Annotated in this window: 13 protein-coding genes and 1 riboswitch; of the genes, 10 read left to right on the top strand and 3 right to left on the bottom strand. The window is 67.5% G+C overall.

Annotated features, from left to right (window positions below):
• Positions 1-41: 41 nt before the first annotated feature.
• Positions 42-974, bottom strand: a complete 933-nt coding sequence (locus FBX97_RS06380; RefSeq protein ID WP_141829630.1) for a LysR family transcriptional regulator — start codon at positions 972-974, stop codon at positions 42-44.
• Positions 975-1,081: 107 nt separating this feature from the next.
• Between FBX97_RS06380 and FBX97_RS06375 the strand changes: the two genes are divergently transcribed.
• Both FBX97_RS06375 and FBX97_RS06370 read left to right on the top strand, forming a co-directional pair.
• Positions 1,082-1,510 (top strand): hypothetical protein, encoded by a 429-nt coding sequence (locus tag FBX97_RS06375; RefSeq protein WP_141829628.1) that lies wholly within the window; start codon positions 1,082-1,084, stop codon positions 1,508-1,510.
• Between the two features lie 19 nt (positions 1,511-1,529).
• Positions 1,530-2,840 (top strand): NAD(P)/FAD-dependent oxidoreductase, encoded by a 1,311-nt coding sequence (locus tag FBX97_RS06370; protein WP_185748490.1) that lies wholly within the window; start codon positions 1,530-1,532, stop codon positions 2,838-2,840.
• Positions 2,841-2,871: 31 nt separating this feature from the next.
• On the opposite strand, the gene FBX97_RS06365 is transcribed toward FBX97_RS06370, so the two are convergent.
• Positions 2,872-3,948, bottom strand: a complete 1,077-nt coding sequence (locus tag FBX97_RS06365; protein WP_141829624.1) for a tartrate dehydrogenase — start codon at positions 3,946-3,948, stop codon at positions 2,872-2,874.
• Between the two features lie 98 nt (positions 3,949-4,046).
• On the opposite strand from FBX97_RS06365, the gene FBX97_RS06360 reads away from it, so the two are divergent.
• The 7 genes from FBX97_RS06360 to FBX97_RS06330 all read left to right on the top strand — a co-directional run bounded on the left by FBX97_RS06360 (position 4,047) and on the right by FBX97_RS06330 (position 12,267).
• A complete protein-coding gene (locus FBX97_RS06360) occupies positions 4,047-4,967 on the top strand; it encodes a LysR family transcriptional regulator (RefSeq protein ID WP_141829622.1) in 921 nt (306 codons plus the stop codon).
• Between the two features lie 186 nt (positions 4,968-5,153).
• A complete protein-coding gene (locus FBX97_RS06355) occupies positions 5,154-5,888 on the top strand; it encodes a GntR family transcriptional regulator (RefSeq protein ID WP_141829620.1) in 735 nt (244 codons plus the stop codon).
• A gap of 125 nt (positions 5,889-6,013) precedes the next feature.
• A complete protein-coding gene (locus FBX97_RS06350) occupies positions 6,014-7,327 on the top strand; it encodes an MFS transporter (RefSeq protein ID WP_141829618.1) in 1,314 nt (437 codons plus the stop codon).
• Positions 7,328-7,431: 104 nt separating this feature from the next.
• The gene (locus FBX97_RS06345; protein WP_141829616.1) at positions 7,432-8,676 is read left to right on the top strand and encodes an MFS transporter; all 1,245 of its coding nucleotides are present in this window, start codon (positions 7,432-7,434) and stop codon (positions 8,674-8,676) included.
• A 41-nt stretch (positions 8,677-8,717) separates the two neighbouring features.
• On the top strand, positions 8,718-9,626 hold the full coding sequence (locus tag FBX97_RS06340) for an amidohydrolase family protein (RefSeq protein ID WP_141829614.1): 909 nt from the start codon (positions 8,718-8,720) through the stop codon (positions 9,624-9,626).
• A 59-nt stretch (positions 9,627-9,685) separates the two neighbouring features.
• The gene (locus FBX97_RS06335) at positions 9,686-10,750 is read left to right on the top strand and encodes a porin (RefSeq protein WP_141829612.1); all 1,065 of its coding nucleotides are present in this window, start codon (positions 9,686-9,688) and stop codon (positions 10,748-10,750) included.
• Between the two features lie 85 nt (positions 10,751-10,835).
• Positions 10,836-10,941: riboswitch (TPP riboswitch) on the top strand.
• 75 nt (positions 10,942-11,016) lie between these two features.
• Positions 11,017-12,267, top strand: a complete 1,251-nt coding sequence (locus FBX97_RS06330; protein WP_141829610.1) for a D-amino acid dehydrogenase — start codon at positions 11,017-11,019, stop codon at positions 12,265-12,267.
• An 18-nt stretch (positions 12,268-12,285) separates the two neighbouring features.
• Here FBX97_RS06330 and FBX97_RS06325 read toward each other — a convergent pair whose 3' ends face one another.
• Entirely contained in the window at positions 12,286-13,188 is a 903-nt protein-coding gene (locus FBX97_RS06325) for a LysR family transcriptional regulator (protein WP_141829608.1), read from the bottom strand.
• A gap of 103 nt (positions 13,189-13,291) precedes the next feature.
• Here FBX97_RS06325 and FBX97_RS06320 point away from each other — a divergent pair, with 103 nt between their 5' ends.
• Complete coding sequence (locus FBX97_RS06320; RefSeq protein ID WP_141829607.1) at positions 13,292-14,311, top strand: NAD(P)-dependent alcohol dehydrogenase; 1,020 nt, start codon at positions 13,292-13,294, stop codon at positions 14,309-14,311.
• Positions 14,312-14,389: the final 78 nt, after the last annotated feature.

Here is a 14,389-nt window from a genome sequence, read left to right as displayed (position 1 = left end):
CGGCTGGCAGGCATTGTATCGAATCGGGCTGGACCGATGCGTCAGCGCTCCCACGCCAGGTTTTCCAGCTCATCCGAAATGACCTGCTGCCCATGCTCGACCATGAACTCCTCGAACGAGGCCGCTACAGTCGGAATCGCCCGCGCCGCCTTGTGCATCACATGCCACTCGCCCTGCACGTGAACGCCGGGGACGCTCAACACATTCAGCAGGCGGTTGCGCACTTCCAGCGTACAGGCGTGCACCGACAGGAACGCCACGCCCAGCCCGGCGGCCGTCATCTGCTTGATCGCCTCGTTGCTCGACAACTCGGACCCGATCGCCAGCGGCACGCCCTCGTCCTCGTACACCCGGTCGATGGCGGCGCGCGTACCCGAGCCGCGCTCGCGCACCAGCAGGTTGTGGTCGGCGATGTCGGCCAGCGTCACCGTGGCCTTGGCCAGCAGCGGATGCCCGGGCGCCACGAAGAACGCCATCGGATGGCGCGCGAAGCGGCTGGCGTGGGTCGGGAATTCGCGCGGCGGCGTGCCCATGATGGCGAGGTCGATCTCGTCGCGGCTCAGCATGCCGAGCACCTCGGGCCGCGAGCCGACCTGCAGCTTGATGCGCACGTGCGGCCGGCCGGTGGTGAAGCGCACCAGCATCGGCGGCAGCAGGTGTTCGGCGGTCATCACGGCGCCGATGCGCAGGGTACCGGTGGTGACGCCCTTCAGCGCGGCGATCTCGTCGCCCGCCTCTTCCCACAGGCCGAGGATGCGTTCGGCGTAGCCCACCAGCAGTTCGCCGGCCGAGGTCAGCTGGATGGTGCGGCCCTGGCGCCGCGTCAGCGGCACGCCGGCCGCCTCCTCGAGGAGTTTCAGGTGCAGGGAGACGGCAGGCTGGGTCACGTGCATCGCCTCGGCCGCGCGCGAGACGCTCTGGTGGCGCGCCACGTGCACGATGGCTTGCAGTTGTTTGAAGCTGGCTGGATACATATAAGCTTTTACTTATTAGATTTCGAAAATTATTTATTTTTATTTTAGCCTGCTCAGCCGTATAGTGAACACCATTCAGCGTCAATAGTTCAGAAAAGGAGTTCATCATGACGGCACAAGCGCTTATCTTCGACTTATCCGCTTTCCCCGGCACGGATACCGCGCCTGCCGGCCTGGATGCCGAGCGCCTGCTCGACGAAGCGGTCGAACACGGCCTGCCCTGCGCCCTGATCTCCGAACTGCCCTATCCGCAGGCGGAGCAGCAGCTGCGCCGCCGCTTCGGCGACACCGCCCACCATATCTTTTCCGTGGTGCTGACCGGCGCCGACTTCAAGACCCGCGGCCCCAAGTCCCCCTATTCCGTCGTGCTCGACCAGATGGGCGTGCCACCCGACGACGCGCTGGCCGTGACCGCCTCGCCGCATGCGATCGCCGCCGCGCGCACCGCCCGCATCGGCGTGCAGGCCGAACGCAAGGCGGTGCGCGTCACCCGCCGCAAGACCCGCACCATCGTCCGCCCCGACACCCGCCACTAAGCGCCTTCTGGAGACCACCATGCAATCCATCGTCATCGTCGGCGGCGGCGTCGCCGGCCTCGAACTCGCGACCCGGCTTGGACGCCAGTTCGGCCCGTTCCACAAGGACCGCGTGATCCTGATCGACACCGCGCCCACCCACTTCTGGAAGCCGCTGCTGCACGAAGTCGCGGCCGGTACCATCGACCCGGCCAGCCACACCATCGACTATGCGCGCCAGGCCATCGACAACCATTTCACCTTCCTGTGCGGCGAAGTGGTACACGTCGACCGGGCCCGCCACACGCTGACGGTGCGCGGCCGCCGCTTCGACGACGGCCATGGCGGCGACAGCAGCCACACCCTGATCGGCTACGGCCGCCTGGTGCTGGCCTACGGCTCGGTGACGAACTTCTTCGGCATTCCCGGCGCCGAGCAGCACTGCCTGTCGCTCGACAGCGTGGAACGCGCTGAAACCTTCCGCAAGCGCTTCCTGAACCTGTGCGAAGCGGCCGGACGGCGCCGCAGCCTGCACGCCCAGTCGGCCGCGCCAGCACTCGACATCGTCATCGTCGGCGCCGGTCCGACCGGCATCGAGCTGGCGGCCGACCTGCGCCACACGGTCGACACGCTGGCCCACTACGGCCTGTCCGGCCTGGCGGCGCCGCACCAGGTGCGCATCCGCATCGTCGAGCGCGGGCCGCAGGTGCTGCCGTCGCTGGACGCGCAGGCGTCGAGCCTGGCGGTGCGCAAGCTGGAAGCGATGGGAATCGAGATCTGCACCGACACGGCGGTTGCCGAGGTGCGCGAGAGCGAGGTCGCGACCGTCGACGGGCGCGTATTCCCGGCCGCGATCACGGTATGGGCGGCCGGCGTCAAGGGTCCGGATTTCAGCACCCGCCTGAACGTGCTACTGAACCGCAGCAACCAGGTGCTGGTCGACGGCCAGCTGCGCAGCCTGACCGACCCGCAGATCTTTGCCCTGGGGGACTGCTCGACGCTGCAGAACCCGGACAAGACCGCGATGGCGCCGCCCAGCGCCCAGGCGGCGCGCCAGCAGGCGATCTACCTGGCGAAACTGCTGACGCACGAGAAGCCGAACCAGCTCAAGGGCTTCCAGTACCGCGACTACGGCACGCTGGTGTCGCTCGGCCGCGGCGACGCGGTCGGCATCCTGCGCCGCGCGATCGGCAGCCACCACCTGCGCGTGAAGGGCACGTTCGCGCTGGCGATGTACAAGCTGACCTACCAGCGCCACGTGATGGGCCACCTCGGGCTGTGGCGCATGTGCGCCAACGTGCTGGCGCGCTGGAGCCGTTCGAAGATGCTGATGCCGGTGCGCTGGCACTGAGTCCCACTGAGCCGCGCACCCGGCGCGCCGCTCAGATCGCGGCGGCGATCGCCTTGCCGACTTCGGTGGTGTTGGCGCTGCCGCCCAGGTCCGGGGTCTTCGGCCCCTGGGCAAGCGACAGTTCGATCGCCTTCATGATGGCGTCGGCCGCGGCCTGGAATGTTTCGTCGCCGTTGCCGAGGAACTCGAGCATCATCGCGCCCGACCAGATCATGCCGATCGGATTGGCGATGTTCTTGCCGAAGATGTCGGGCGCCGACCCGTGCACCGGCTCGAACAGCGACGGGAAGCTGCGGTCCGGATTCAGGTTGGCCGACGGCGCGATGCCGATGGTGCCGGTGCAGGCCGGTCCGAGGTCCGACAGGATGTCGCCGAACAGGTTCGAGGCCACCACGACGTCGAAGCGTTCCGGCGACAGCACGAAGCGCGCGCACAGGATGTCGATGTGGTACTTGTCCCATTTGACGTCCGGGTAGGACGGCGCCATCGCTTCCACCCGCTGATCCCAGTACGGCATGCTGATCGAGATGCCGTTCGACTTGGTGGCCGAAGTCAGGTGCTTTTTCGGACGGCTCTGGGCCAGGTCGAAGGCGTACTTGAGGATGCGGTCGGTGCCCTTGCGCGTGAACACCGATTCCTGCAGCACGAATTCGCGGTCGGTACCGGCGAACATCTGGCCGCCCACCGACGAATACTCGCCTTCCGTGTTCTCGCGCACCACGTAGAAATCGATGTCGCCCGGCTTGCGGTTGGCCAGCGGGCTGGGCACGCCCGGCATCAGGCGCACCGGACGCAGGTTGACGTACTGGTCGAAATCGCGGCGGAACTTGAGCAGCGACCCCCACAGCGAGATATGGTCGGGCACCAGGTCGGGCATGCCGGCGGCGCCGAAATAGATCGCATCCATCCCTTCCAGCTGCTGGCGCCAGTCGTCCGGCATCATCTGGCCATGCTTCAGGTAATAGTCGCAGTTGGCCCACGCCATGGTGGTGAACTCGAGGTCGAGGCCGAAGCGGCGGGCGGCAGCTTCCAGCACGCGCAGGCCTTCGGGCATCACTTCGTTACCGATGCCGTCGCCGGCGATCACTGCAATCTTCTGGGTCTTCATGGTGGGGGGCTTTCTTTCCGACGTTGCGATGGTGAGCATGATATCGAATACGATCGAACATATAATCCCCCATTTCGTGAATCCAAAGAACACGCAGCGTGAATAATCTGCCGCTCCCCAGCAAATCGCTGCTGGAAGACCTGAACCTGTTCTGCACCGTGGTGCGCAAGCAGGGCTTTGCCGCGGCCGCGCTCGAGCTGGGCGTCTCGAACGCCTTCGTCAGCAAGCGCATCGCCGTGCTCGAGCAAGCGCTCGGCGTGCGCCTGCTGCACCGGACCACGCGCCGGCTGGCCCTGACCGAGCACGGCACCGTGGTCCACCAGTGGGCGCAGCGCATCCAGGAAGACGTCGACCAGCTGGCGGAAGCGATCTCGCAGAAAGGCAGCGCGCCGCGCGGGCTGCTGCGCGTATGCACCAGTTCGGGTTTCGGGCGCAACCGCGTCGGACCGGCGATCTCGGCGCTGGCGCGCGCCTACCCCGATCTTGAAGTGCAGCTGGAACTGCTGGACCGGCCGGTCGACCTGGTCGCCGAGGGCTTCCATCTCGACATCCGGGTCGGCCAGGTGCAGGAGCCGCACCTGATCGCGCGCCGCATCGCCGCCAACCAGCGCGTGCTGTGCGCGGCGCCGGCCTACCTGGCGCGCAGGGGCATGCCCGCCGAACTGGCCGAGCTGGCGCAGCACGACTGCATCGTGATCCGCGAGCGCGACCAGGATTTCGGTCGCTGGAAGCTGGCCGGCCCGGACGGCGAAGACACCGTGCGCGTCAAAGGCGCGCTGTCGACCAACAACGGCGAGCTGGTGCACCAGTGGGGCATCGACGGCCACGGCATCATCCTGCGCTCGATCTGGGACATCGGGCACAGCCTGGCCGACGGCAGCCTGGTGCGGGTGCTGCCGGCGTATCACCAGCCGGCGGACGTGTGGGCGATCTATCTGGCGCGGCTGGGGACCACGGCCAACGTGCGGGTGTGCGTGCGCTTTCTGGAGGAATGGCTGGGCGCTCGGCTGGATGGTTGATCGCGTGCGCCCCGCTGCATCCTGAAGACGTCTTTTTCGGGCAGCTCCGCGTTGTCGGTTAGTTGCGGATCATGCGCAAATGCTCCGCACGCAAGTGGCATGGTCATGACGTCGATCTTTGTTGACGCGCGCAAGCACTGTGTGTACAGTACATCCATAAATTCATATATATGACTAGATGAGCATATGAACTTCGTACGGAGACACGACGAACGGCTTCCCTTGTACCAGCGCTTGCGGGACGAACTCAGCGAGCGCATTGCCAGCCAGCAGTGGCGGCCGGGCGAAGCCATCCCCACTGAAGCCGAACTGGTCAAGCAGTTCTCGGCGTCCATCGGCACGGTGCGCAAGGCGATCGACATGCTGGTCGCGGAAGGCGCGCTCGAGCGCTTCCAGGGACGCGGCACCTTCGTGCGCCGGGCACGCTTCGATTCTTCCCTGTTCCGCTTCTTCCGCTTTCAAAAGGAAAGCGGCGAACGCCAGGTGCCGGAGGGCCGCATCCTGCGCCGCGAAGTCATGGAAGCGCCCTCCGCGGTGGCGTCCGCCCTGCGCCTGGCGCCCGGTTCGGAAGTCATCCACATGACGCGCCTGCGCCTGCTGAACGGCACACCGCTGCTCGCCGAATCGATCTGGCTGCCCAAGTACAAATTTGCGGCACTGCTCGACATCGACACCGGCGCCTTCGGCGACCTGCTGTATCCCTTGTACGAGGAACGCTGCGGCCAGGTGATCGCGTCGGCCGAGGAAGACCTCACCGCCGAAGCGGTCGACGAGGTGCATGCGCGGCTGTTGCAACTGCAGCCCGGCGCGCCGGTGATCGTGGTCGAGCGCGTGGCGCTGGGCTATGACCGCCAGCCGCTGGAGTGGCGCCGTTCGCGCGGCCCGGCCGAGCAGTTCCGCTATCACGTAGAGATCCGCTGAGGATCCACTGAGGATCCGCTGAGCGGCCGGCGGGGCACACCCCGCCGTCCCGAATTACAGAGGCCAGCCTGGCGACAGGCGCGGATGGCCCCTCTTTACCTATAAATTCGACCCGAGGAAAGACAATGCATTCGACCACCCTGGACACAAGCACGCGCGTCATATCGCAGCTGGAGCGCCAGACCATGCGCAAGGTCGCATGGCGCCTGCTGCCGGTTCTCATGCTGGGCTACTTCATCGCCTTTGTCGACCGCGTCAATGTCGGCTTCGCGGCGCTGCAGATGAACCATGCCGTCGGCATCGACCACGCCGCCTTCGGACTCGGCGGCGGCCTGTTCTACCTGACTTACGTGCTGTTCGAAATTCCGAGCAACCTGGCGATGCAGAAGGTCGGGGCGCGCCTGTGGATCGCCCGCATCATGATCAGCTGGGGCCTGGTGTCGGCCTGCACTGCCCTCATCAGCGGACCGAACTCGTTCTATGCGATGCGGATCCTGCTCGGCGCCGCCGAAGCGGGCTTCTTCCCGGGCGTGATCCTGTACCTGACCCAATGGTTCCCGTCCGCCTACCGTGCCCGCATCATCGCCATCTTCATGGTCGCGGTGCCGCTGTCCAGCTTCATCGGCTCGCCGCTGTCGGCCGCGCTGCTGCAGCTCGACGGCCTGTTCGGCCTGCAGGGCTGGCAGCTGATGTTCGTGCTGGAAGCCATGCCCGCCATCCTGCTCGGCGTGATGGTGCCATGGCTGCTGACCAACAAGCCGCAGGAAGCCAAGTGGCTGAATGCGGAAGAAAAGTCCTGGCTGACGCGCCAGCTGGACACCGAGAACGCGGCGGCCGGCAAGACCGCCGGCGGCGCCGACCACGGCCGCCTGCGCGACATCCTGCTGAACCGCTACGTGCTGGCCGCGGCGCTGGTGTATGCGGGTGCGTCCGGCGCCAGCCAGTGCCTGTCCCTGTGGCAGCCGCAGATCATCAAGGCCTTCGGCCTCTCGACGCTGGAAACCGGCTTGCTCAACTCGGTGCCCTTCGGCATAGCCGCCGTCCTGATGCTGTGGTGGGGCAAGCACTCGGACCGCACCCAAGAACGCGTCTGGCACAGCGGCCTGCCGCTGGCCGCGGTGGCGATCAGCCTGATGCTGGTGGCGTTTACGGGTTCTTCCCTCACCCTCACCATCGCGCTGCTGGTGCTGGCAGTCACCGGCACCTATATCTTCAAGGGACCGTTCTGGGCACTGGCCAGCGAATGGATGCCCGGCAAGAGTGCTGCCGCCGGCCTGGCCCAGGTCAACGCGGTCGGCAACCTGGCCGGCTTCGTCGGCTCCGCGATGCTGGGCGCCATCAAGCAGGCGACCGGCAGCTTTGCGCTGGCCCTGCTGCCGATCGCGCTGATCTCCCTGATCGGCTGCATCACCCTGTGGCTGCTCACCCGCAAGCGCTGACCGGCTTCCCATTGCACCCAACCAGGGCCGCAGCGCTGACAGCACCAGCGGCCCGATGACAGGCGGGCGTCGATGCCACCCCGCCGCATCATGCGGAGACATTCATGTTCAACTGGTACCGGGAGATCACTCCACGGGAACGCAAGACTTTCTGGGGCTGCTTCGGCGGCTGGGCGCTCGATGCGCTCGACGTGCAGATGTTCAGCCTGGCCATACCGGCCCTGATCGCCACATTCGGCCTCGACAAGACGGACGCCGGCCTGATCGGCGGCGTGACGCTGGTGTCCTCGGCCCTCGGCGGCTGGATCATGGGGGCCGTGTCCGACCGCATCGGCCGGGTCCGGGCACTGCAGCTGACGATTGCCTGGTTCTCGCTGTTCACGATGCTGTCGGCGTTTGCCACCGGCTTCGGCCAGCTGCTGGTGCTCAAGGCACTGCAGGGCTTCGGCTTCGGCGGCGAATGGGCGGCCGGCGCCGTGCTGATGGCCGAGGTCATCCGGCCGGCGCACCGCGGCAAGGCAATGGGCTCGGTCCAGAGCGCCTGGGCGGTGGGCTGGGGTGCGGCGGTGCTGCTGTATTCGGCAGTCTACCTGCTGCTGCCGCCCGAGCTGGCCTGGCGCATCATGTTCGGGATCGGCGTCCTGCCGGCCCTGCTCATCATCTATGTGCGCCGCCACATTCCCGAGCCCGAGCGTTTTACGGACAGCGCTTCCCGGCCCGGCGCCGGCGGACCCGGACCGCTGGCCATCTTTGGGCCCGGCGTGCTACGCCTGACCGCGATGGGCGCCCTCGTCGGCGTCGGCGCGCATGGTGGCTACCACGCCCTGATGACCTGGCTCCCGACCTACCTGAAGACGGAACGCCACCTGTCCGTGCTCGGCACGAGCGGCTACCTGGCGCTGATCATCGGCGCATTCTGGTGCGGCTGCATTGCGAGCGCCTACCTGATGGACCGCCTCGGCCGGCGCTGGAATCTGGTCTTGTTCGCCGCCTGCTGCATCGTCACCGTACAGGCCTACGTCTTCCTCGATCTGGGCGACAGCGCCATGCTGCTGCTCGGACTGCCGTTGGGCTTCTTTGCCGCCGGCATTCCGGCCAGCCTGGGCGCCCTGTTCAACGAACTCTATCCGGCGGAGATGCGCGGCGCCGGCGTCGGGTTCTGCTACAACTTCGGCCGCATCGTCTCGGCCGGGTTTCCGGTCCTGGTCGGCCACATGAGCGGCAACATGCCGCTCGGTACCGCGATCGGCGTCGATGCCGGCATCGCCTATGCGCTGGTGATCCTTGCCGTTATCGCGCTGCCGGAAACCCGCGGCAAGGATCTCGCCGACGGCGCCGCCGGACACTGAACGAAACATGGTCCTCAACTCCACCTCAGCGATAACACTGCATGAAACGACGCCAATTCCACATGGGCGTGGCCAGCGCCATCCTGCCTTTCCTGCTGCCCGCCTGTGCCGGCACCGGGAAGCGTGAGGAGCATCCCAGCATGGCAGCCATCGATACCCACGCCCACATCTTCCAGCGCGGCCTCAAGCTGGCCAACGTGCGGCGCTACGCACCCGACCATGACGCCCTGCTCGCCGACTACATCGGCATGCTGGACCGGCAAGGCATCGCGCGCGGCGTGCTGGTGCAACCCAGCTTCCTGGGTACCGACAACAGCTATCTTCTCGCCGGACTGAAGCTCCTGCCCGGGCGCCTGCGCGGCATCGCGGTCGTCGGGCCCGACGCCACGCCGGCGGCGCTCGGCGCGATGCAGGCCGCCGGCATCGCCGGCATCCGCCTGAACCTCGTCGGCAACGCCGCCGTGCCCGACTTCGCGGATGGCCGCTGGCGCGCACTCCTGCGGCAGGTCGCGGACCTCGGATGGCAGGTCGAGGTGCACCGCGAAGCCGGCCGCCTGCCGGCCGTCCTGCAGCCGCTGCTGGATGCCGGCGTCAAGGTCGTGGTCGACCACTTCGGCCGTCCCGACCCGGCGCTCGGCGTCGACGATCCGGGCTTTCGCTTCCTGCTGGACGCCGCGTCGACGCGGCGCGTCTGGATCAAGCTGTCGGGCGCCTACCGCAACGGCGCCGGCGGCCGCGGCCAGCAGATCGCCCTCGACGCCATCCCGCTGCTGCGCCACGCCTTCGGTATGGAACGCCTGCTGTGGGGCAGCGACTGGCCGCACACCCAGTTCGAAAACCAGGCCGACTACGGGTCGGCCAGGCAAGCGCTCGATACCTGGCTGCCGGACCCGGACGAACGGCGCATCGTGCTGGCCGATACGCCGAAAGCGCTGTTCGGGTTCACGTAAACCGCACCCGCCGCCGGCATGGCACCGGCACAAAAAATACCATCACATTGGAGACAAGCATGAAGAAGTCGGCACGCGCGCTCGCCGTCGTGGCAGCGCTTTTCCTGGACCCGGCCGCCATGGCCCAGAGCGAGGTCCAGATCTACGGCATCATCGACGCCGGCGTCGAATACGTGAACCACGCGGCACCCGGCGACGGCAGCGTGGTCCGCGTGGTTTCGGGCGGCAAGAACACCTCGCGCTGGGGTTTTCGCGGCAGCGAAGACCTGGGCGCCGGCCTGAAGGCGGTCTTCAACCTCGAGGGCGCGATCGGCATGGATACCGGCGATACCGGCGGCGGCCCGCTGTTCAAGCGCCAGGCCAATGTCGGCCTCGAAGGGGGCTTCGGACGCATCGTGGTCGGCCGCTCGTTCACCACGACCTACGACCTGGTGAGCAAGTTCGATCCGATGGGCTACGCGCCGAACTACTCCTGGGCGACCACCGGCAGCGCCACCGGGCCATCGAAATACGGCATGACGACCGGCTTCGACAACCTGGTCAAATATACGGGCCACAGCGGCGGTTTGACCTACGGCGCCACCGTCGGGCTTGGCGAACAGGCCGGGCACGCGGCCGATGGCCGCAAGGTCGCCGTCGGCGGATCATGGTCCGGTGGCGGCCTCGGTGTCATGGCGACCTGGGAACAGGTCAACGGCAATACCCTGGCCGCCAGCGGCCGGCGCGACCAGACCCGCGCGTGGCACCTGGGCGCGGCTTACCAGTCGGGCCGCTGGCGCACGATGATGGCAATGCGCGGCTTCGAGCTGGACTCCGCCACGCCCGGCAAGGCCGACCTGCGCGCCGACACCTGCTGGGCCGGCGTGAGCTACCTGGTCGGCAACGTGACGCTGACCGGCGCCGCCTACCATATCAATACGCGGAACCTGCCTGCCAGCCGCGATGCCGACCCGACCATGGTGGTGGTGCGCGCCATGGTCGCATTTTCGAAACGCACGACCTTCTATGTCGTCGCTGCGCAAGCACGCGCCGCCCACGGGCAACCGATCGGACTGTCGCGCGACGAGTTGGGCAGCGCATCGACGCAGACCGGCTTGACGACCGGGATCCAGTACCGTTTCTGAACCGTTTGCGCGGCCGTCGACACGGCCGCCGTTTGCCAGCCACGCCAATCCTGCGTACACTGCTGCCGTCTGCTCGCATGAGCCGACAAACCGCTAGGGGTCCTGCGCCGTCGTTACCGGCGCGCGGGTGAGACATACCCTTTGAACCTGATCTGGATAATGCCAGCGAAGGGAAGCCCGAACAGCCTGCGCGCGCCGCCCCGCATCCGTTTTTCTTCTCTTCCCTGCATCGCCAGTCCTTACAGTGACCCGGGGAGTGAGCAACCTTGAACATCATCGTGTTGGGCGCCGGCGCAGTCGGCACCGCGTCGGCCTGGTACCTGCGCCAGGCCGGCGATGCCGTGACCGTCCTCGAACGCCAGCCAGGACCGGCGCAGGAGACCAGCTTTGCCAACGGCTGCCAGATTTCGGTGTCGCATGCCGAGCCGTGGGCGAATCCTGCCAGCCTGCTCAAGGTATTGCGCTCGCTCGGGCGCGAAGATGCGCCGCTGCTGTTTCGGCTGCGCGCCGATCCGCTGCAATGGCGCTGGTGCCTGCAGTTCATCCGCGAGTGCCGGCCTGAGCGCGTCGCGGCGAACCTGCGCCGGATCGTGGCGCTGGCCGACTACAGCCGCCGCAGCCTGCAGGCGCTGCGTGCCGACACCGGCATCGAATACGACCATCTGGAACGCGGCATCCTGCATTTCTACACGGACCAACGGGAGTTCGACAAATCCTGCGCGGCGGCGGCGGCGATGCGCGCACTGGGCTGCCCGCGCATGACGATCGACGCCGACGAGGTGGTGCGCATCGAGCCGGCCTTGCGCGCGGCACGCCCGCGGCTGGTGGGAGGCGACTTCACGGCCACCGACGAATCGGGCGACGTCTACCGGTTCACGTCCCAGCTTGCCGCCCGCAGCACGGCTGCCGGCGTCCATTTTGCCTACAACATGACGGCGACCCGCCTGCTGGCCGAGGCAGGAAACATCACCGGCGTGGAAGTCATCGACGGCGCCGGCCGGCACCAGGTGCTGCGTGCCGACGGCTTCGTCGTCGCCCTCGGCAGTTTCTCCCCTGCCCTGCTGGCACCGCTCGGCATCCGGCTGATGATCTATCCGGGCAAAGGCTATTCCGCCACCTACCCGATCGCCGATGCCGGCGCGGCACCGACGGTGTCGCTCACCGACGACGGCCACAAGCTGGTCATGTCGCGGCTCGGATCGCGCCTGCGGGTAGCCGGCACCTGCGAGTTGAACGGTTATTCGCGCGAACTCAACATGGTGCGTTGCGAAGCGATCACGCGCCGCGTGCGCGCCCTGTTTCCAGACGCCTGCGACTACGACCAGGTGCGCTACTGGGCCGGCCTGCGGCCGCTGACGCCGTCGAACCTGCCGTATGTCGGCAGGACGCGTTATGCCAACCTGTACCTGAATACCGGCCACGGCACGCTTGGCTGGACCATGGCCTGCGGCTCGGGCCGGGCGCTGGCCGATATCGTCTCGGGTCGCGCGCCCGAGGTCGCGTTCCCGTTTTCCTGATCCGGCGATACGGGATAATCATCGATCCGCGTAGCTGGACTTGAGGACGTCGACGAATGCGCGCAACGCCGCCGGCATGTGCGTCCGGTTCGGGTAATAGAGGTAAAAGCCGGCGAATGGCGGGCACCAGGGTTCCAGCACGCGCACCAGTTCCCCACGCCCCAGGTAGGGCGCCACCAGACCGTCGAGGAGATACGCCAGGCCGGCGCCGCGCAGCGCGGCATCCAGCAGCAGATTGGTGTCGTTGGCGGTGAACACGCTGTCGACGGCGACCTCGCTGGCCCCCGCCGGCCCCGAGAAACGCCAGCGCTGCAGCGTCCCGCTCTCGCGCCAGCGGTAGGTCAGGCAGGCGTGTTCGCGCAGTTGCAGCGGCGCTTGCGGGGCCGGATGCCGGGCAAGATAGGCAGGGGCGCCCACCACCGCCATGCGCAGGTCGGGTGTGAGCCGGATCGCCACCATGTCCTGCTGCACCAGTTCGCCAGAGCGGATGCCGGCGTCGAAGCCGCCGGCGACGACGTCGGTGATGCTGTCGTCCACCACCAGATCGACCCGTACGCCCGGGTAAGCCGCCAGGAAGTCGGCCAGGATTGGCCCGACGACCCATTGCGCGGCGATACGCGGCAGGTTCACGCGCACGGTGCCGCGCGGCGTGTCCTGGTGCGCGCCGACCTCGCGCACGGCCGCGTCCATCTCGCCCAGCACCGGCTGCAGGCGCGCGAACAACTGTTGCCCGGCTTCGGTCGGGGCGACGCTGCGCGTGGTCCGGTTGAGCAGGCGCGCGCCGAGCCGCGTCTCCAACGCGCGGATCGTATGGCTCAAGGCCGACGGCGACAGCCCCAGGCGCTGCGCCGCGCGCCGGAAACTGCGCTCGCTCGCCACCGCCATGAAAGCCACCAGCTCGGCGTATTCGGTCCCTGTCATATTGATGCACCATATTCAACAACCAATGCCGATTATAGGATATTCACGCGCATAGTCGCCGCTGTCACACTCATCCATCTCGTTGACAGTAAAGGAAAACATCATGACTGATACCATGCGGCGCTGGGAAATCGACGCCATCGGACGCGACCGGCTGGCATTACGCGAGGCGCCGATCCCGGTCCCTGGCGAACACCAGGTACTGGTGAAAGTGGCGGCGGTCGCCCTCAACTACCGCGACAAGATGGTCGTCGAGACCGGGCGCGGCCTGCCGCTGGCGTTTCCGTTCACACCCGGCTCCGACCTGTGCGGGGAAGTGGTCGCATCGGGTCCGGGCGCCAACCGCTTCGAGGCCGGCGCGCGCGTGATCTCGACCTTCATGCCCGACTGGATCGACGGCCTGCGCCCCGGCGATGCGCGCACGCCGGCCTACCGTACCCTCGGCGGCTACTATCCGGGCGTGCTGGCAGAGTACGTGGCGCTGCCGGAGGCGTGGCTGGTGCGCGCCCCGTCCACGCTGACAGATGCCGAAGCCTGCACCCTGCCCTGCGCCGGCGTGACGGCCTGGTTTGCGCTGGCCGAGCGCGCCCGCGTGCGCGCCGGCGACACCGTGCTGATTCCGAGCACCGGCGGCGTGGCGCTGTTCGGTCTGCAGATCGCCAAGGCGCACGGGGCCACAGTGATCGTCTGCGGCCGCGCGGACAACGAGGCGCGCACGCGTGCGCTGAGCGCCGACCACTATATCGACAGCAAGCGCGGGAACTGGCTCGAGGCCGTGTACGCGCTGACCGCGGACCGCGGCGCCGATATCGTCCTCGAAGTCGTGGGCGGCGCCCACCTCGGCACATCGGTGCAGGCGGCGGCCGTCGGCGGCCGTATCTGTCAGATCGGGGCACTCGAGGGCTTCGACCTCGGCGCGCCGGCCATGCCGCTGATGCTGAAGGATGTGACGATCCACGGCATCGGCACCGGCAGCCGGCTGGCGCTGGAGAACCTGGTGCGCGCGGTCGACCGCAACCGGATCAAGCCGGTGATCGGGTCGCGCCACCCGCTGGCCGACCTGCCGGCCGCCTTCGAACAGCTGGACCGCGGGGCGTTCGGCAAGATCGTCATCGAGACGTAAAACGGAACACTCATTCCCACCAGCTGAACAGTCCCCGCCGGCGCGGCTTGCTACACTGGAGATGTCATATTGACCATC

The organism is Herbaspirillum sp. SJZ107 (assembly GCF_006715485.1).
GTDB lineage: Bacteria > Pseudomonadota > Gammaproteobacteria > Burkholderiales > Burkholderiaceae_D > Telluria.
The sequence above is the reverse complement of the archived record's forward strand: the minus strand, read 5'-3'. Positions and strand labels throughout refer to the sequence as shown.